This is a genomic window from Saccharothrix syringae, from assembly GCF_009498035.1.
Classification (GTDB): Bacteria; Actinomycetota; Actinomycetes; order Mycobacteriales; family Pseudonocardiaceae; genus Actinosynnema; species Actinosynnema syringae.
In genome coordinates this window covers 5,447,672-5,466,190 of record NZ_CP034550.1, presented here as the reverse complement: position 1 = coordinate 5,466,190, position 18,519 = coordinate 5,447,672, and the positions used below count along the sequence as shown (strand labels likewise).

Here is an 18,519-nt window from a genome sequence, read left to right as displayed (position 1 = left end):
CATCGTGCGCGGCGTGGAGTACCTGTTCTTCTGGGGGCACCGGACGCGCCCCGGCGCGCCCGTGGGCAAGCAGTGCCTGAGCCAGTGGTACGAGGCGCCGTTCACCGAGGACGGCCGCACGTACCCGACGGCCGAGCACTACATGATGGCCGGCAAGGCGCTGCTGTTCGGTGACGAGGAGGTCGCCGCGCGGGTGCTGGCGGCGCGCACGCCCGTCGAGGCGAAGGCGCTGGGCAGGCAGGTGCGCGGCTTCGACGGGGACCGCTGGGCGGAGCACCGGGTGGACGTCGTCGTGCGCGGGAACCTGGCGAAGTTCCGCGCGCACGACGACCTGCGCTCCTACCTGCTGTCCACCGGCGACCGGGTGCTGGTGGAGGCCAGCCCGGTGGACCGGGTGTGGGGCATCGGGCTGGCCGCCGACGACGAGCGCGCGGCCGACCCGTCGCGCTGGCTCGGGCTGAACCTGCTGGGCCAGGCGCTGATGACGGTGCGGGAGCGGCTCCGGGGTTGAGCACGGCGGGGTCGGGTCGGCTTGCGGACCGGACCGGTGCAGGCGGCGACGGTGAGGGTGGCCAGGGCCAGGACGACCGCGAGGGCGGCGACCAGGCGGTGGGCGCGAGCCGTTTGTCGATCACCGCGGCCCCGGGAGGTGTCGCCGCGGTCAGGGCACCAGCACGATCTTGCCCCGGGTGCGGCCGGAGCCCATCAGCTCGTGCGCCCGCGCCGCCTCGGCCAGCGGCACCACCGCGGCCAGCTCGGTGCGCAGCAGGCCGCGGTCGGCGAGGTCGGCCAGGGCGAGCAGGCCCAGGCGGTCCGGTTCGCACAGCACGGCGGCGGTGCGCACGCGGTCGCCGGCGGCTTCGGCGAGGGCCTGGTGGGTGTCGCCCAGGATGGTGACCACGATCCCGCCGTCGCGGACGGTGGGCAGCGAGCGGACGCCGGTGTCGCCGCCGACGGTGTCGAAGGCGACGTCGACGTCGCGCACGTGTTCGGCGAAGTCGACCTCGGTGTGGTCGACGACCTCGTCGGCGCCGAGGGCCCGGACGAAGTCGTGCTTGGCCGCGCTGGCCGTGCCGATGACGTGCGCGCCGCGCGCCTTGGCGATCTGCACGGCCACGTGCCCGACCCCGCCCGCGGCGGCGTGCACCAGCACCCGTTGGCCCTCGCGCACGTCGGCGGTCTCCACCAGGCTCTGCCACGCGGTGAGCCCGACCAGCGGCAGGGCCCCGGCGTGCTCGTGGTCGAGGGCGGCGGGCTTGGGCGCGAAGTGCCGGGAGGGCGCGACGACGTACTCGGCGTGGGTGCCGGCCTGGCGCGGGAACAGGGGCATGCCGAACACCTCGTCGCCGGGGCGGTACAGGGTGACGCCGAAGCCGACCCGCTCGACGACGCCGGAGACGTCCCAGCCCAGCACGAACGGCGGCTCGCCGAGGAACCGGCCGCCGGCGCGGGTCTTGGCGTCGACCGGGTTGACACCGGCGGCCCGGACCCGGACCAGCACCTCGGTGGGGCCGGGCTCCGGGACGGGCAGCTCGACCGCTTCCAGCACCTCCGGGCCGCCGAAGGTCCGCTGGCTGATGGCGCGCATTGAACTCATGACTTCGATCCTCGTCGATCCCCCCGGGCGCGGCCGGCGGGCCGCCGGCCAACCAGCGGAAGGATCAGGCCACGAACCGGTAGTGCGTGGTCAGCCTGCCGTCGTCGGCCAGCACGTGGTAGGCGATGGCGGCCGGCTGGGCCGGGTCGATCACGTCCGGGCCCTCCCAGGGCAGCTGGATCGTCGACACCACCCCCGGCGCGACCAGCAGCGGCCGTCCGGCGAACGTCGAGGCGGCGGCGGTGTGGGCGTGCCCGCACAGCACCGCCACCACGCCGGGGTGCCGTCGCACGACCTCGGCCAGCCGGTGCTCGTCGAACTGGCGGATGCGGTCCAGGTGCGGTGCGTGCAGTTCCACCGGCGGGTGGTGGAAGCACACGAACGAGGGGCCGTCGCCGAGCACGTCGTCCAGCCACGCCAGCGTCTCGTCGGCGAGCCGGCCCTCCGAGCGGCCGGGGATGGTCGAGTCGCACAGCGCGAACACCGCGCCGCCGACCTCCACCACCCGGTTGACCGGCTCGTCGGAGGCGGGTTCGTCGAGCAGGCCGGTCCGGAACGCGGCGCGCGTGTCGTGGTTGCCCGGCAGCACCAGCACGGGGTGCGGCAGGTCGAGCAGGGGGCGCGCCTCGGCGTACTCGGCGGGCAGGCCGTGGTCGGCGATGTCGCCGGACACCAGCACGGCGTCCAGGCGACCGGGCAGCCCGGCCAGGTGGTCGTGGACGCGGCGCGCGCGTTCGGCCGCACGGCTGCCGCCGTCCAGGTGCAGGTCACTCACATGGGCGATCACCATCACCCCGCCCACCGTAGGCGTCGTTGCGGACTGCGTCGTTCACGTCCCGGTTCGATCACGTTCGATCTACGCTAACAGCGGCGGTGGGTGGCGCCGATCACCTCGGAAAGGGGGCGGTCGTGCTGGTCGAGGCTCAACGCAACCGCGGCGCGGTGCGCCGGGTCACCGGGCTGGCCCGCAGCACCCCCGGCCGGTTGAGCGCGCTCGCCCTGCTGCTGATCGCGGTGAGCCTGCTGGTCGGGGCGCTGACCACCGGGTCGCTCCAGCGCCGCTCGGCCGCCCTGGAGGCGCTGGCCGACCGCAGCGAACCGCTGGCGTTCGCCGCCCAGGAGGTCTACCGGGCGATGGCCGACGCCGACGCCACCGCGGCCGGCGCGTTCCTGTCCGGCGGCGTGGAGTCCGCGGCGCTGCGGCAGCGGTACGAGGCGGACGTGGCCAAGGCCGCGGCCGCGCTGTCCGCCGCGACCAGCGAGATCACCCGCTCCCCCGAGGTCAGCGCCGCGCTGACCACCCTGTCGGGCCGGCTGCCCGTCTACACCGGGCTGGTGGAGACCGCCCGCACCCACAACCGGCAGGGCAACCCGGTGGGCGCGGCCTACCTGGGCGAGGCGTCGCACCTGATGCGGTCGGAGCTGCTGCCCGCGGCGCGGGAGCTGTACGGGGTGGAGACCGGCAACGTGGCGCGCGACCTGGACCATGCCCGATCGCTGCCGTGGCTGGAGCTGCTGCTGGGCGTGGCCGCGCTGGCGGTGCTGGCGGTCGCGCAGCGCTGGCTGACCCGCCGCACCAACCGGGTGCTCAACCCCGGGCTGGTGGTGGCCACCGCGCTGACCGCGGTGTCGCTGCTGTGGGTGCTGGCCGCCAGCCTGCTCGCGGTCTACCACGCGGCGGCGGGCAAGGACGAGGCGGCGCTGGTCGACGTGCTGGCGCGGGCCCGGATCGCCACCCTCAGCGCGCGCGGCGACGAGACGTTGACGCTGGTGGCACGCGGTGGCGGTGCCCTCTACGACAACCGCTTCAACGAGGTCGACGCGGAGCTGGACGGCCTGCTGGCGCAGGCGGGCGCCTACGGCGGCGCGGCCCCGGTGGTGGCCGCGCGCGAGCACCACGCGCAGTGGCGGCAGGCGCACGAGCGGGTCCGCGACGCCGACCGCGACGGCGACCACAACACCGCGGTGGCGTTGGTGCTGGGGCAGGACGAGGGTGGCGCGGCCGCCGCGTTCGACCGGCTCGACGGCGACCTGGTGGAGGCCATCGGCGCCTCGCGGGCGGAGCTGACCGGCGGCATCGGCCGGGCGCGGGCGGCGATGGTCGGCGCGGTGCCCGCGGTGGCGGTGCTGGCGCTGTTCGCGGCGGCGGCCGCCACGTTCGGGCTGTGGCAGCGGTTGAAGGAGTACCGATGAGGTGGCTCTCGGCGAGCGGTGTCCTGCTGGCCCTGCTGCTGGCGGCGTGCGCGCCGGTGCCCAGCAGCGCGCCGCCGATCGGCGGGTCGACGCCGGTGCCGCCCGTGCCGGCGGAGGCGTCGGAGCTGGCCGAGCCGCCCAGCCGGGCCGCCGTGGCGCCCGCGTCGTGCGACCCGACCGCGAGCCTGCGCCCGACCGGCCAGTCGTCGGGGCCCACCCTGGACGTCATCCGGGCCCGGGGCAGGCTGATCGCCGGCGTGGACCAGAACACCTACCTGATGGGGTTCCGCGACCCGTTGTCCGGGGAGCTGGAGGGCTTCGACGTCGACATGGCGCGCGAGGTCGCGCGGGCGATCCTCGGCGACCCCGACGCGATCCAGTTCAAGGTGCTGACCTCCGACCAGCGCATCCCGGCGCTGGAGCAGGGCCAGGTCGACATCGTGGTGCGCACCATGACGATCACCTGCGAGCGCTGGCAGAAGGTCGACTTCTCCACGGTCTACTACCAGGCCGGGCAGCGGGTGCTGGTGCCGGTGAACTCCGACGCGACCGGCATCGAGTCGCTGGGCGGCAAGCGGGTGTGCGCGACCAGGGGGTCCAGCTCGCTGGTCAACGTGGCGACCGCGCCGTCCGGGCCGATCGCGGTGTCGGTGCCCAACTGGACGGACTGCCTGGTGATGCTGCAGCAGGGCCAGGTCGACGCGATCTCCACCGACAACACGATCCTGGCCGGGTTCGCCGCGCAGGACCCCTACACGAAGGTGGTGGGCCCGCAGTTCACCGCCGAGCCGTACGGGATGGCCTTCCCCAAGGGGCACGAGGACCTCGTGCGGTTCACCAACGCGGTGCTGGAGCGGCTGCGCGCGGACGGCACGTGGGCGGCGACCCACCAGCGCTGGCTGGGCGAGCCGCCCGCCCCGCCCGTCGCGGTGTACCGGGACTGACGTGGGCGGCGACGAGGCCGTGCGGGCCGGGACCGAGGGCGAGCGGGTGGCGCAGGCGCTGCTGGCCATGGACGACCACCCCGGGCACCGGCTGCTGCGCGGCGCCGCGCTGACCGGGGCCTCGCGCGAGCGCTGGGAGGCCACCGCGGCGGCCATGGTGCGGCTGTGGGAGTGGTTCGACGCCTACCGCGCGGCGGTCGCCGACGGCCGCTCGGTGGTGGTGCTGGACGGGCAACCGGTGCCGGTGCGCACGCTGACCGGTCCGGCGGTGGTGCGCGAGCGGGTCGCGCTGACCGAGCTGGTGGCGCGGATGAAGGCCCTCTACGACGAGGTGACCGCGGTGCTGACCGAGGCGCACGACGCGTGGTCGCGGCGGCTGGGGGTGCTGGACCCGCTGGTCGGGCAGCTGGCCGGGCTGGACTCGCCGCGCGCCGAGCCGCTGCGGCGGCGGGTGGCCGAGGCGCACGCCCGCGCGGTGGCCGACCCGCTGACCCCGGACCCGGCGCTCGACGGGCTCGTCGCGGAGGTCGCGGAGCTGGTCGGGCTGCACCGGGGGTTCGACGGGCGCGCCGCGGCGCTGGAGCGGCGGGTCGCGGAGGTGGCGGTGGTGCGCGAGCAGGCGCGCGAGGTGCGCGAACGGGTGGTGGCGAGGATCGCCGGCGAGCACCCGGCCGTGCCGGGGGACGACGTGGCCGGGGCACTCGCGCGGCTGCGGCGGCGTTTCCCCGACGTGGCGGAGTCCGACGTGGCGGCCGCGGAGGTCGCGGCGGGTGCGGCGCTGGACCGGGCGCGGGAGGTGCTGGCGCACCTGACCGGGTCGCTGGACCGGCGGGCGGAGCTGCGCGGGCGGTTGGCCGCCTACCGGGCCAAGGCCGGTGGGCGCGGGTTCGCCGAGGACGCCGAGCTGGGCGAGCTGCACCGGCGGGCGCGGGAGGTGCTGTACCGGGCGCCGTGCGACCTGGCGGCCGGCGCGGTGGCGGTGCGGCGGTACCAGCAGGCGGTGCTGGCCAGGACGGAGGGCCGATGAAGACGTGTCCGCGGCCAGGCTGCGGCGGGGCGATCGACGACGACGGGTTCTGCGACGTGTGCGGGCTGGAGGCGCCGGTCCTGGCCCGGACCGCGCCCGATCCCCCGGCCGGGAGTGCCGGGGGGACGGGCGCCGGGGCCGCCGGTCGTCGCGTCGCGGTGGCCCTCAGGCCCGGTCCCGGCAGCCGGACCGGGGTCGGATCGGCGACGGGGGCGACCCCGGGCCCCGACGGCAACTCCGGCAGCGGCCTCGCCATCAGCTCCGACAGCGGACCCGCCACGGGCCCCGACAGCGGCCCGGCCACCGGTCCCGACACGGGGCCGGGCACCGCGCCGTGGTCCCCGGCCACCCCGTCGGGCGGCCGGTCGCGCCGGGCGTCGACCTCGACCCGCTCGTCGGGCCGCGGCCGCCTGGGCGCGGGCCTGGTGGAGGTGCCCCGGGTGCCCTACCGCGACCCCAAGACCGCCGTGCTGGCCGACCCCGAGGTGCCCGAGGCCAAGCGGTTCTGCTCCAGCTGCGGCAAGGAGGTCGGCCGCAGCCGCGAGGGGCGGCCGGGCCGGGTGGAGGGGTTCTGCGCCCACTGCGGGCACCACTACTCCTTCACCCCGAAGCTGGTCCCGGGCGAGGTGCTGCACGACCAGTACGAGGTGCTGGGCTGCCTGGCCCACGGCGGCCTGGGCTGGATCTACCTGGCCGCCGACCACGCGGTCAGCGACCGGTGGGTGGTGCTCAAGGGCCTGCTGGACTCCGGTGACGCCGACGCGATGGCCGCGGCCATGGCGGAGCGGCGGTTCCTGGCCGAGGTGGAGCACCCGAACATCGTCAAGATCCACAACTTCGTGCGGCACGCCGACCGGCGCACCGGCGAGCTGGTCGACTACATCGTGATGGAGTACGTCGGCGGCACCTCGGTCAAGGACATGATCAAGCAGCTGCGGGCCGAGGGCACCGGGTACGAGTCGCTGCCGACCGCCCAGGCCATCGCCTACGCGCTGGAGGTGCTGCCCGCGCTGGGCTACCTGCACGGCGTGGGCCTGCTGTACTGCGACTTCAAGCCGGACAACGTGATCCAGACCGAGGAGCAGCTGAAGCTGATCGACCTGGGCGCGGTGCGGCGGGCGGACGACCGCCACTCCCCCATCTACGGCACCATCGGCTACCAGGCGCCGGAGATCGGCTCGGTCGGCCCGTCGGTGGCCTCCGACCTCTACACCGTCGGGCGGGCGCTGGCGGTGATGAGCTTCCACTTCGACTTCCGCGGCAGGTACAAGGAGTCGCTGCCCGCGCCCGGGGACCAGCCGCTGCTGCGCGAGCACGACTCGTTGCGCCGGTTCCTGGCCCGCGCCACCCACCGCGACCCGGAGCAGCGGTTCGCGGGCGCCGAGGAGATGGCCGAGCAGCTGACCGGGGTGCTGCGGGAGGTGCTGGCGCGGCAGGACGGCGTGCCGCGGCCGGGGCTGTCGCGGCAGTTCACCCCGGAGCGGCGGGCGTTCGGCACCGAGGTCGACGAGGAGCTGGACGTGCGGGCGGTGGCGCGGGGGCTGCCGGTGCCGCAGGTGGACACCTCCGACCCGGCGGCGGGGTTCCTGGCCGCGGCGGCCGGCAGCGGCGACCCCGACCAGGCGGTGACCGCACTGCGGGCGGCGCCGGTGCGCACGGCCGAGGTGCGGTTGCAGGTGGTGCGGGCGCTGGTGGAGGCCGGTCGGGTGGACGAGGCGGTGGCGGAGCTGGACGGGCTGGCGCCGGCCTCGTTCCCGGGCGCGTCGCCGTTCGACCCGGACGACCCGGAGGCGCCCGCGCCGGACGACTGGCGGCCCGGCTGGTACCGCGGGGTGGTGGCGCTGGTGGACGGCCGGGTCGACGCGGCGCGGGCGGCGTTCGAGCAGGTGTGCGACGTGCTGCCGGGCGAGGCGGCGCCGAAGCTGGCGCTGGGGGTGTGCGCGGAGCTGGCGGGCGACCGCGCCGCGGCGGCGGCGCACTACGAGGTGGTGTGGCGCACGGACCACTCGTTCGTGTCGGCGGCGTTCGGGTTGGCGCGGGTGCTGGTGGCGCGCGGCGACCGGGGGGCGGCGGTGGCGGTGCTGGACTCGGTGCCGGACACCTCGATCCAGCACGTGGCCGCGCAGGTGGCGGCGGTGCGGTTGCAGGCGGCGGGCTCGCCCGCGGACGTGGTGGCCGCCGGTGCGCGGCTGGAGGGGGTGGAGCTGGACGTGGCCAGGCGGGCGGGGTTGACCGCGGAGCTGCTGCGGGTGGCGCTGGACCTGGCGCGCGGCGGCACGCCGCCGGGTGCGGCGCGGCTGCTGGGGTGCGAGCCGACCGAGGAGGGCCTGCGGCTGGGCCTGGAGCGCTGCTACCGGCAGTTGGCGCGGCTGGCGGACACCCCGGAGGAGCGCATCGCGCTGGTCGACCGGGCGAACGCGGTGCGCCCCCGGACGCTGGTGTGAGGGCAGGGCGCAGGATGTGCGCATGACGATGGATTCGGGCCTCCGGGACTCCTGCCCGGAGTGCGCGGCGCCGGTCGCGCCGCAGGACCGCTTCTGCGAGGCGTGCGGGCGCAACCTGCGCGTGCAGCGCACACCCGTGGGCGGGCCGGTGACGGCGCGCTGCGCGTGCGGCGGGGCGGAGTTCGACGGCGAGGGGTTCTGCGCGCGCTGCGGCCGGGCGCGCGTCGCGGTCCGGGACCGCGTGGAGTTCGTGCTGCCCGGCGTGGCCGGGGTCAGCGACCGGGGCAGGCGGCGGCAGCGCAACGAGGACTCGATGGCGTTCGGGCGGGTCCGGGGTCGCGGCGTCGCGGTGGTGGTGTGCGACGGGGTGGCGTCCTCGGAGCGGGCCGAGCAGGCGTCGCAGACCGCGGTGGACACGGCGGTGGACGTGCTGCTGACCGGGTTGCAGTCGGGCGCGGACGCCGAGGCGGCGACCGCGGACGCGGTGACCGCGGCCAACGGGGCGGTGGCGCGGCTGGCGCGGCCGGAGGCGGCCGAGGTGGCGCCGTCGTGCACGTTCGTCTCGGCGGTGGTCACCGACGACTCGGCGACCGTGGGGTGGGTCGGCGACAGCCGCGCCTACCTGGTGGCCGGGACCGGCGCGGCCCGGCTGACCACCGACGACACGTGGGCGGCGCAGCTGGTCGCGGAGGGCGTGCTGACCGAGGAGGAGGCGCTGACCGACCGCCGGGCGCACGTGCTGTCGCGGTGGCTGGGCGCGGACGCCGGCGCGGTCGAGCCGCAGTCGGTGACGTTCATGGTGGAGACGCCGGGGCTGCTGGTGCTGTGCAGCGACGGGTTGTGGAACTACGTGCCGGAACCGGAGGACCTGCTGGCGGTGCTGCCGCGCGGGGTGCCGCCGGTGGAGGTGGCGCGCGGGCTGGTGGACGTCGCGCTGGAGGCCGGGGGGCACGACAACATCACGGTGGTGGTGATCCAGCTGAGGGGTGGGAATGGGTCTTGAGTTCGGCGTCGAGGTGTTCCAGAACGAGTACCTGCCGCAGGGGGCCGGGCAGGTCGACGCGATCGTCACGGTGACCGCGGGCGGCACCGGCGCGCCCGGCCGGGAGGTCGAGCCCGCGGCCGCGGCCGAGGTGGTCGTCATCGACACCTCCGGGTCGATGGACTACCCGCCGACCAAGCTGGCCGCGGCCAAGCGGGCCACCGCGGCGGCGGTCGACGCGCTGCGCGACGGCGTGCGGTTCGCGGTGGTCGCGGGCACCGACACGGCCCGCGTGGTCTACCCGAACGGCCCCGGCATGGAGGTCGCGGGCCCGGCGACGCGGGCGGCGGCGAAGAAGGCGGTCAACCGGCTGCACGCCGACGGCGGCACCGCGATGGGCCAGTGGCTGCTGCTGGCCGACCGGCTGTTCGCCGGCCAGGACGCGGAGCTGCGGCACGCGATCCTGCTGACCGACGGCGAGAACCAGCACGAGACGCCGGAGCGGCTGACCGAGGTGCTGGAGCACGTGGCGGGCGGCTTCACCTGCGACTGCCGGGGCGTGGGCACGAACTGGCGGGTGGCCGAGCTGCGGCGGATCTCCGAGGCGCTGCTGGGGTCGGTGGACATCGTGGCCGACCCGGCGGACCTGGCCGAGGACTTCCGGTCGATGGCGGTGGCGGCGATGGGCAAGGCGGTGGCCGACGTGTCGCTGCGGCTGTGGACGCCCGAGCACGCGGAGGTGCGGTTCCTCAAGCAGGCCGCGCCGACGCTGGTGGACCTGACCGGGTGGCGGGTGGAGTCCGCGCCGCGGGTGGGCGACTACCCGACCGGCGCGTGGGCGGCCGGGGAGAGCCGCGACTACCACCTGTGCGTGCGGGTGCGGCCCGCGGGCGTGGGCGACCGGATGCTGGCCTCGCGGGTGAGCCTGGTCGACCCGGCGGGCGCGGTGCTGGGACAGGGCCGGGTGCTGGCGGTGTGGACCGACGACGTGGCGCTGTCCACGCGGATCAACGCCGAGGTCGCCCAGCACACCGGGCAGGCCGAGCTGGCGTCGGCGATCCGGGAGGGGTTGGAGGCGCGCAGGGCCGGTGACGCGGAGCGGGCCACCGCGCGGCTGGGGCGGGCGGTGCGGCTGGCGCACGAGACCGGCAACACCGACACGGCCCGGCTGCTGGCCGGGGTGGTGGAGGTGCAGGACGCGCCGACCGGGACGGTGCGGCTGCGCCGGCAGGTCGCCGACGCCGACGAGATGACCCTGGACACCCGGTCGACGGTGACCCGGCGGATCGGGAGGGCCTAACCGATGGTCAGGTGCCCGGCGGGCCACGGCTCGACCACCGAGGACTTCTGCGACGTGTGCGGGGCGCCGATCTCCGGGGAGGCCGCTCCCGCGGCCGCTGCGCCGGGTGTTCCGCCGGGTGTTCCGCCGGAGGGCGCGTGCGCGGCGTGCGGCGCGGCGCGGGTGGGCCGGTTCTGCGAGGAGTGCGGGCACGACTCGCTGCGCCCGGCGACCCCGGTGGCGGCACCGGTGACCTGGCACGTGACCGTGGCCGCCGACCGCGCCCACTTCGACCGGGTGGTGGTGGCGGCGGGCGGCCCGGACGCGGCGGGGGTGGAGTTCCCCCGGTTCTGCCCGGAGCGGCGGTTCGAGCTGGGCGCGGTGGAGGTGTCGATCGGGCGGCGCAGCCGGTCGCGGGGCACCTTCCCGGGCATCGACCTGGTCGGCCCGCCCGAGGACCCGGGCGTCTCCCACCACCACGCGCTGCTGGTGCCCTCGGACGGGGGCTGGGCCGTGGTGGACCTGGGGTCGACCAACGGCACCACGGTCAACGACGCGACCGAGCCGCTGCGCCCCCACCAACCGCACCCGCTGGTCCCCGGCGACCGGGTGCACGTGGGTGCCTGGACCACGGTCACCCTGCACTCCTCGGGCGGTTGACCTGCGGGTTCCACACATCGGTGAACTCCGCGCAGGGTCGGCCGCGCAGGGTGGTGGACGTGGGAATCCAGTCAACCTCCCGCGGTGGCCGACAGGTCGCCGAGGGGCAAGGGGGAAACATGCGCAAGACCATCAGTGCGATCGCCCTGTGCGCGGCGGCGGCGTGCGTGCCGGGCGTGGCGGCGGCCTCGTCGGCACCTTCGGCACCGGTCTCGTTCGGCGGCTCGGTCGCCCGTGACGCGGCCTGGGTCGGCATCCGCAGCCTCCACGGCAACGGCGGCCAGTGCCTCGACGCCGACGCCGCCGGCGGCGGCAACGGCACCAGGGTCCAGGTGTGGGACTGCAACGGCGAGCCGCAGCAGAGGTGGTTCTCGACCGACGACGGCTACCTGGTCAACGGCCTGTTCCAGGACATGTGCCTGGACGCCGACACCAACGGCGGCGGCGCGAACGGCACCCGCCTGCAGCTGTGGGAGTGCAACCACAGCCCGCAGCAGCGGTGGTGGCGGCTGGACGGGGACCTGGCCATCTACAACGAGCTGTACCTGAACGACCACAACACCGTGGTGGACCGGGACCCCGACGCGGGCAACGGCGCGGTGGCGCAGCTGTGGGAGAAGAACTTCCAGTCGCAGCAGTGGTGGGAGGTCTTCGCCGCCTAGGTGGTCCGGGACCGGTGCGGGGGTGCCGCGAAGAGCCGCCCCCGCACCGGTCGTCCCGTGCCAGACTCGCACGAGGACCGGCGGATCTCCGGCGTGGGGGCGGGCGATGGCGGGCAGCGCTTCACCGGGCGGCGGCATCGCGCCCGCTCGGCACGTGGTCAACACCGTGGCGGGCGTCGTGCACGGCACCGTCGCCCAGATCGGGGTGGTGCACGGCAACGTCTACGTCGGCACCCGGCACGCCCCGCCCTCGACCGCCGCGCCGGGGCGGGTCGCACCGCCGCCGCGCACCGGCCACCTCGACCGGGCGCGTGCCGTGGCGCCCCGGGAACTGCTCGGCCGGGAGGCGGAGCTGGCCGAGCTGGAGGACTTCTGCACCTCGCCCCGGCCCGCGGCGCCGTACCAGTGGTGGACCGCGCCGGCGTGGGGCGGGAAGTCGGCGTTGACGGCGTGGTTCGCGACGCACCCGCCGGCCGGGGTGCGGGTCGTGTCGTTCTTCGGCGCGCCGGAGTCGACGGGCCGCAACGCCCGCATGGCCTTCGTCGACGAGGTCACCGACCAGTTGGCGGCGCTGCTGGGCCGGTCCGCGTCCGGGGTGACGTCGCGTTCCGCCCGGGAGGCCCGTCTGCCGGATCTGCTGGCGGAGGCCGCGGACGAGTGCGCGGAGCACGGCGAGCACCTCGTGCTGGTGGTCGACGGTGCCGCCGATCCGGACCGCGTGCCGTCGTCGTTGCCCGCGCGACCGCCCGGGAACCTGCGGGTCGTGGTGACCGGGCGCGCCCCGGGACCGGCACCGCGCTGCGCGCGCGTCCTCCCGCCGTCAGGGGTCGCGCGGGAGGCCAGGGCCGGGGCGGAGGACGACCTGGCCACCCTGGTCGACGGGGCCGGGGACCTGGTCGGCCTGCTGGCGGTGTGCCGGGGCGGCCTGGCGGTCGACGACCTCGCCGAGCTGTGCGGGACCCCGTCGCGGGAGGTCGCGGGCCTCCTCGGCGCGGCGGACCGCTGCCTGGTGCGACGCGCACCCCTGCACCCGGGGGCGGCCGCGGCGGACGTGTACTCCTTCCGGCACCGGGACCTGCGGGAGGCGGCCTGCGGGCTCTTCGCACCGTCGGAGCTGGACCGGTACCGCCGCCGCGTCCACGCCTGGGCCCGGCGCTACCGGGCGCGGGGGTGGCCTCCCGACACCCCGGAGTACCTGCTGCGCGGCTACTTCGAACTCGTGCTGGAGGAGCGGGGCGGTCGTCGGGCGGTCGAGCTGGCCACCAGCGCCGAGCGCAGGGCCCGGCTGCTGGCCCTGACCGGGGACGACCGGGCCGCGGTCGACGACCTCTGCTGCGCGATGTCGCGCCTGCGCGAGGAGGACTCCCCCGACCTGGTCGCGCTGGTCCGCCTGGCCGTCCACCGCGACCGCCTCGCCGCCGTCCGCGACGTGCCGGTCCCGCTGCCCGCGGCGTGGGCGCGACTGGGCGACGTCGGCCGCGCCGAGCAGCTGGCCCGCTCGATCCCCGACGCCGACGACCGGACGCGCGCGCTGACCGCGCTCGCCCGGACCCTCGCCGAGGTCGGGGACACCGGTCGGGCGGAGGAGGTCGCGCGGTCGATCCCCGGGCTCGACGACCGGTCGGCGGCGCTGGCGGTCGTCGCCGAGGCGGTCGCGGCGGCCGGCGACCCCGCCTGGGCCGAGACCCTGGCCGGCTCGATCCCCGACCCCCACCGCAGGACCAGGGCGCTGGCGCTGGTCGCCGTGGCCGCCGCCGCGGACGACCCCGCGCGGGCCGAGTCGATCGCCCGCCGCGTCGACGACGAGCAGGCGCGGTCCGGGGCCGTGGAGCTGATCGGGCAGGCGGTCCTGGAGCGCCACGTCGGGGCCCTGGCCGAGGCGGGGGACTTCGACCTGGCCACCGCGGTGCTGCCGACCGTCACCAACCCGTACCGGCGGTCTCGCGCGGCGTGCGCGATCGCCCGCCACGCCGCCCTCGCCGGGGAGGCCGAGCTCGCCGCGGCGCTGCTCGCGCGGGCCGGCGAGGAGGTCGTGCAGGTCCGCAACGCCGACGAGCGCGCCCTGGCCGTGCAGGACCTGGCCTGCGCGGCGGCGGCCGCGGAGCGCCCGAGCTGGGCCAGGAGCCTGGTCGAGCACGGTGTGCCGGGTCGGGCGCACCGCGTCCGGGCGCTCACCGCGCTGGCCCGCGCCGTGGCCGGGGGCGGGCGCACCGGCGAGGCCGCGGCGCTGCTCGACCAGGCCGAGGAACTGGCCTGGTCGATCCCCGATCCGGGCGATCGGGCGTGGGCGCTGGTGTCGGTCGTCGAACAGGCCCGGCACTGCGGTGACCGCACGCGCGCCGGCGGCGTCATCCGGCGGTCGGGAACACCCCTCGGCGTGACCGGAACGGCCGGGGAGCTGGCACGTGCCCTGACCGCCGTCGCCGCGGCGGCCGCCGCCAACGGCCACGAGGACTGGGCGCACCGGCTGCGCGACCACGTCCGGCGGCGGCTCGCCGACGCCGCGGACGACCCGGGCACCGGCGCGGCGGGGCCCGCGCCGGCCCGCTCCCGGGACCTCCGGGACCTCCACGAGTCCGCGACCGACCCGGCCCGGCGGGCGGTGGCCTGGGCGAGGCTGGCCGGCGCCGCGGCGCGCACCGGTCACCGCGACCTGTACGCGGCCGGCATCGAGCACGCCGTCGACCTCAGCTGTTCGATCGAGGACCCGTACCGGGAGGCCCTCGCCCTGGCCGACCTCGCCCGCGTCGCCGGGGCCGCGGCCGACGACGAACGCGCGGACGGCCTGCTCGACCGGGCGGAGGCCGCGGCGAGCGCGGTCCCGCACCTCGACCAGCGCTCCGACGCCATCGCGACCACCGCCCAGGCCGCCGCGGACACCGGCCGCTTCGACCGGTCCGAGGTGCTGGCGCGGTCCGTCACCGACAGCCGGACCCGGGCGCGCGCGTTGACCCACCTCGCCCGGTGCGCCACCGAGCGGGGCGACGTCGGCTGGGCCTCCTCGCTGGCCGGCTCGATCCCCGAGGCGGGGCACCGCGCGTGGGCGCTGTCCGCCGTCGCCGAGGCCACCGCGCGCCTCGGCGAACCGGAGTGGGCGGTGGAGCTGACCGGCGCCGTCGACCACCCCGCCGCGCGGTCGGCGGCGCTGACCGCCATCGTCCCGGCGCTCCCCCGGCACCGACGGGCGCACGTGATCGGCGAGGTGCTGGAGATCGACGAGTGGCACCGCCCGCTCGGGCCGCTGTTCGCGGCGCGTCCCGACGCCACCCCGGTCGTGGTGCGGGAGTTGGCGCTGGCGTACTGCGGCAGGCCGACCCTGGGCGCACCGGTCGACGGTGACCGGCCCGGTGTTCGGGCGCGGTCCGCGGCGGGGCGTCGGGGCGGGTCCTCCGGGCACGCCGCCCTCACCCGCTCCGACGCCCGCGCCTGACGCGGGTCAGTCGAGGTCGAGGACGGCCTTGCCGTGCAGGCGGCGTTCCCGCAGCAGCGCGGTCGCCTCGGCCACGTCCCGCCAGGAGCCGCGCCAGGCGATCTGCGGGTCGAGCCGACCGGACGCCACCGCGCCGGCCAGCCAGGTCAGGTCGGCGCCCAGGCCGCGGACGGCGCCGAGGAAGAACGAGGTCACCGAGCGGTCGTGCCGGTCGCCGTCGCCGAAGAACGCGCCGAACGGGAAGTGCTCGCCCTGGTCGGTGGCGTGGCCGATGGCCACGAGCGTGCCGCCCCCGGCCAGCCGGTCGTAGGCGGAGACCAACTGGGCCCCGCCGACCATGTCGAGCACGCCGTGCACGGGGTCGGTGTCGGCGGGGTCGACCACCACCTCGTCGGCGCCCAGCGCCCGCAGGCCCGCGCCGTGGGTGTCGGGGTCGCCGGTGGAGGCGACGACGTGCGCGCCGCCGAGGTGGGCGAGTTGGACGGCGTAGCGGCCGACGCCGCCGGTCGCGCCGGTGACGAGCACGCGCCTGCCCAGGATCGGGCCCAGGCGGTGCAGGCCGTGCAGCGCGGTGCCCGCCGCGACCGGGATGGTGGAGATCGCCCCGGCGTCCGCGTCGGGCGGCACGATCCCGAGCCGGTCGGTGTCCACGGCGCGCAGCCGGGCCCAGCCGCCGTCCATGCCGAAGGTGACCGCGGTCGTGCCGGCGGCGGGTCCGGTGCCGTCGGCGGCCGGGCGTTCGACGACGCCGACGGCGTCCCAGCCGAGCACGGTGCCCTCCGGGGCGTTGGCGACGCCGTGCGCGACCTCGCCGTAGTTGAGCGAGGTCGCGGTGACCCGGACCAGCGCCTGGTGCGGTGCCGGCACCGGGTCGGGCGCCTCGCCGAGCCGGAGTCCGCCGGGTGCGGAGCGGTCGACTAAGAGTGCGTGCACGGGGACCTCCCAAGTGGTGCCACTGAGTGGCACAAGCCTAGGAGAGGCGATTGTGTACCGGGTAGACTTTCGTGATGTGGATCAACTGCCGCTGCGCGAGCGCAAGAAGCTGCGCACCCGCCAGGCGCTGGTCGACACCGCGCTGATCCGGTTCACCGAGCACGGCTTCGACGGCGTCACGCTCGACGAGCTGTGCGCCGAGGTCGAGGTGTCCAAGCGGACGTTCTTCCGCTACTTCACGGGCAAGGAGGACGTCGCCCTGGCGCCCGTCCACGACCTGTGGCGCGCGGTGCTCGCGGAGCTGCCGACCACGCCCGCCGACGGCGGCACCCTGCTGGACCTGCTGCGCGACGCCCTGCTCGCCGCGCTGGCCCGGATGCCCGCCGACGGGTGGGCGGACCGCGTGGCGCGCACCCGCCGGCTGGCCGCCTCGACCCCGTCGATGAACGCGCACGGGCTGGACTTCTGCGACCGCACCATCCGCGCCTCGGTGGACGTGCTCCGGGAGCGCTTCGGTTTCGCCGCCGACGACCTGCGGCCCCGCCTCGCGCTGCAGGTGCTGGTGGCGGCGTTCAACTGCGCCCTGGAGGACTGGGCCGGGTCGGCCCGGCCCGACCGGGACGCGCTGGCCCGCCGCGTCCGCGCCGCGCTCGCCGCCGCACCGGGCAGCGTGACGGTGACCGTGCGGTGACCGGCACGCCCCGGCCTCGGCCGGAAAATCCGGACAAATATCTAAAAAGGCACACAACAAATGAATCCGGCTTCGGCAACTCCGGTTTTCGCGTGATTCGCGCAGGGTAATTCGGGCGCACCACGCTTCCGAGGAGGTTGTCATGGCGACGACACCCGGTACGACGTCCTCCGGGATGCGGACCCTGATCCCCGCCCGCATCGACCGGCTGCCGTGGTCGCGGTTCCACACCCGGATGGTCGTCGCGCTGGGCGTGGCCTGGATCCTCGACGGCCTGGAGATCACGGTGGCCAGCGCGGTCGCCGACACCCTCACCAGCCCCGAGACGCTGCACATGTCCTCCACCGCGGTCGGCCTGCTGGCCACCGTCTACCTGGCGGGCGAGGTGGTCGGCGCGCTGTTCTTCGGCAACCTGTCCGACCGGCTGGGGCGCCGCAACCTGTTCATGATCACCCTGGTGGTGTACCTGGTCGGCAGCGGCCTGACCGCGTTCACGCTGGGCAACGGCCCGGGCTGGGTGGCGTTCCTCTACCTCACCCGGTTCATCGCCGGCATGGGCATCGGCGGCGAGTACGCGGCCATCAACTCCGCGATCGACGAGCTGATCCCGGCCCGCTACCGGGGCCGCGTGGACATCGCGGTCAACGGCACCTACTGGGCGGGCGCCGTGCTGGGCACGCTCGGCACGTTCATCCTGCTCAACAAGACCGACCTGTCGCTGGGCTGGCGGCTGGGCTTCCTGATCGGCCCGGTGCTGGGCCTGGTGATCCTGCTGGTGCGCCGCCACCTGCCGGAGAGCCCGCGGTGGCAGATCATGCACGGCCGGGAGCGCGACGCCGAGGAGTCGATCAGCGGGATCGAGCGCGAGGTCGAGCGCTCCGGCGTCGCGCTGCCCCCGGTCGACCGGGACAAGGCCATCGAGGTCACCCCGGCCGAGCGGATCGGCTACGCCGCGCTGACCCGCGTGCTGTTCCGCGAGTACCCGTCGCGGGCGGTGCTGGGCGCGTCGCTGATGATCGCCCAGTCGTTCCTCTACAACGCGATCTTCTTCACCTACACCCTGGTGCTCGGCAAGTTCTACGGCGTCCCCTCGGGCACCACGCCGATCTACCTGATCGCGTTCGCGGTGGGCAACCTGGTCGGCCCGTTCGCCATCGGCCACCTGTTCGACACCCTGGGCCGCCGCAAGATGCTCACCGGCACCTACGTCATCTCCGGCGTCCTGCTCGCGGTGACCGCCGTGCTGTTCTACGTGGGCGCGCTCAACGCGATCACCCAGACCATCGCCTGGTGCGTCATCTTCTTCTTCGCCTCGGCGGGCGCCAGCGCGGCCTACCTGACGGTCAGCGAGATCTTCCCCCTGGAGGTGCGGGCCAAGGCGATCGCGGTGTTCTTCGCCATCGCCCAGTGCTTCGGCGCGCTGGGCCCGGTCGTCTACGGCGCCCTCATCGGCACCGGCGAGCACCCGGTCCGCCTGTTCCTGGGCTACCTGCTCGGCGCGGCCGTCATGATCGCCGGCGGGCTGGTGGCCCGCGCGCTCGCCGTGGACGCGGAGGGCAAGTCCCTGGAGGACGTCGCCCTGCCGCTGTCGGCCAGGCGCCGCGGCACCACCCGCGGCGAGGGTGCCTCCTCGCCGTTCGCCACCTGACGCCGGGTCGTCCCCGCCACCGGGCCGGT

At 76.2% G+C, this 18,519-nt stretch carries 15 protein-coding genes; 12 read left to right on the top strand and 3 right to left on the bottom strand.

Translation table 11 applies throughout. The features are described 5' to 3' along the window. Positions 1-4: 4 nt before the first annotated feature. On the top strand, positions 5-511 hold the full coding sequence (locus EKG83_RS23655; protein ID WP_407690729.1) for an NADAR family protein: 507 nt from the start codon (positions 5-7) through the stop codon (positions 509-511). Positions 512-661: 150 nt separating this feature from the next. On the opposite strand, the gene EKG83_RS23650 is transcribed toward EKG83_RS23655, so the two are convergent. Both EKG83_RS23650 and EKG83_RS23645 read right to left on the bottom strand, forming a co-directional pair. Further along, positions 662-1,588, bottom strand: a complete 927-nt coding sequence (locus EKG83_RS23650) for an NADP-dependent oxidoreductase (protein ID WP_211269096.1) — start codon at positions 1,586-1,588, stop codon at positions 662-664. A 73-nt stretch (positions 1,589-1,661) separates the two neighbouring features. Beyond that, positions 1,662-2,387, bottom strand: a complete 726-nt coding sequence (locus EKG83_RS23645) for a metallophosphoesterase (protein ID WP_033431179.1) — start codon at positions 2,385-2,387, stop codon at positions 1,662-1,664. Positions 2,388-2,506: 119 nt separating this feature from the next. Between EKG83_RS23645 and EKG83_RS23640 the strand changes: the two genes are divergently transcribed. From EKG83_RS23640 to EKG83_RS23600, 9 genes are all read left to right on the top strand, one after another. After that, positions 2,507-3,790, top strand: a complete 1,284-nt coding sequence (locus EKG83_RS23640) for a hypothetical protein (protein WP_033431103.1) — start codon at positions 2,507-2,509, stop codon at positions 3,788-3,790. Then, positions 3,787-4,734 carry a glutamate ABC transporter substrate-binding protein gene (locus EKG83_RS23635; protein ID WP_033431102.1) on the top strand — a complete coding sequence of 316 codons (948 nt, stop codon included), beginning with the start codon at positions 3,787-3,789 and terminating at the stop codon, positions 4,732-4,734. Before EKG83_RS23640 ends, EKG83_RS23635 begins: the two co-directional genes overlap by 4 nt. Position 4,735: 1 nt before the next feature. After that, positions 4,736-5,761, top strand: coding sequence for a hypothetical protein (locus EKG83_RS23630; RefSeq protein WP_033431101.1), 1,026 nt, complete (start codon positions 4,736-4,738; stop codon positions 5,759-5,761). Further along, on the top strand, positions 5,758-8,205 hold the full coding sequence (locus tag EKG83_RS23625; protein WP_033431100.1) for a serine/threonine-protein kinase: 2,448 nt from the start codon (positions 5,758-5,760) through the stop codon (positions 8,203-8,205). The genes EKG83_RS23630 and EKG83_RS23625 overlap by 4 nt, the downstream gene beginning before the upstream one ends. 22 nt (positions 8,206-8,227) lie before the next feature. Next, positions 8,228-9,208 carry a PP2C family serine/threonine-protein phosphatase gene (locus EKG83_RS23620; RefSeq protein WP_033431099.1) on the top strand — a complete coding sequence of 327 codons (981 nt, stop codon included), beginning with the start codon at positions 8,228-8,230 and terminating at the stop codon, positions 9,206-9,208. Continuing rightward, positions 9,198-10,487: a vWA domain-containing protein gene (locus tag EKG83_RS23615; RefSeq protein ID WP_033431098.1), complete on the top strand. Its 1,290-nt coding sequence runs from the start codon at positions 9,198-9,200 to the stop codon at positions 10,485-10,487. Before EKG83_RS23620 ends, EKG83_RS23615 begins: the two co-directional genes overlap by 11 nt. A gap of 3 nt (positions 10,488-10,490) precedes the next feature. Further along, positions 10,491-11,126: an FHA domain-containing protein gene (locus EKG83_RS23610; protein ID WP_033431097.1), complete on the top strand. Its 636-nt coding sequence runs from the start codon at positions 10,491-10,493 to the stop codon at positions 11,124-11,126. A gap of 119 nt (positions 11,127-11,245) precedes the next feature. Then, the gene (locus tag EKG83_RS23605) at positions 11,246-11,788 is read left to right on the top strand and encodes an RICIN domain-containing protein (RefSeq protein ID WP_033431096.1); all 543 of its coding nucleotides are present in this window, start codon (positions 11,246-11,248) and stop codon (positions 11,786-11,788) included. Positions 11,789-11,894: 106 nt separating this feature from the next. Then, positions 11,895-15,218 carry a hypothetical protein gene (locus tag EKG83_RS23600; RefSeq protein WP_033431095.1) on the top strand — a complete coding sequence of 1,108 codons (3,324 nt, stop codon included), beginning with the start codon at positions 11,895-11,897 and terminating at the stop codon, positions 15,216-15,218. 6 nt (positions 15,219-15,224) lie between these two features. Here EKG83_RS23600 and EKG83_RS23595 read toward each other — a convergent pair whose 3' ends face one another. After that, positions 15,225-16,151: a zinc-binding dehydrogenase gene (locus EKG83_RS23595; RefSeq protein ID WP_033431094.1), complete on the bottom strand. Its 927-nt coding sequence runs from the start codon at positions 16,149-16,151 to the stop codon at positions 15,225-15,227. Positions 16,152-16,227: 76 nt separating this feature from the next. Between EKG83_RS23595 and EKG83_RS23590 the strand changes: the two genes are divergently transcribed. Continuing rightward, entirely contained in the window at positions 16,228-16,842 is a 615-nt protein-coding gene (locus EKG83_RS23590) for a TetR/AcrR family transcriptional regulator (protein WP_033431093.1), read from the top strand. 142 nt (positions 16,843-16,984) lie between these two features. Beyond that, positions 16,985-18,490, top strand: coding sequence for an MFS transporter (locus EKG83_RS23585; protein WP_033431092.1), 1,506 nt, complete (start codon positions 16,985-16,987; stop codon positions 18,488-18,490). Positions 18,491-18,519 lie beyond the last annotated feature (29 nt).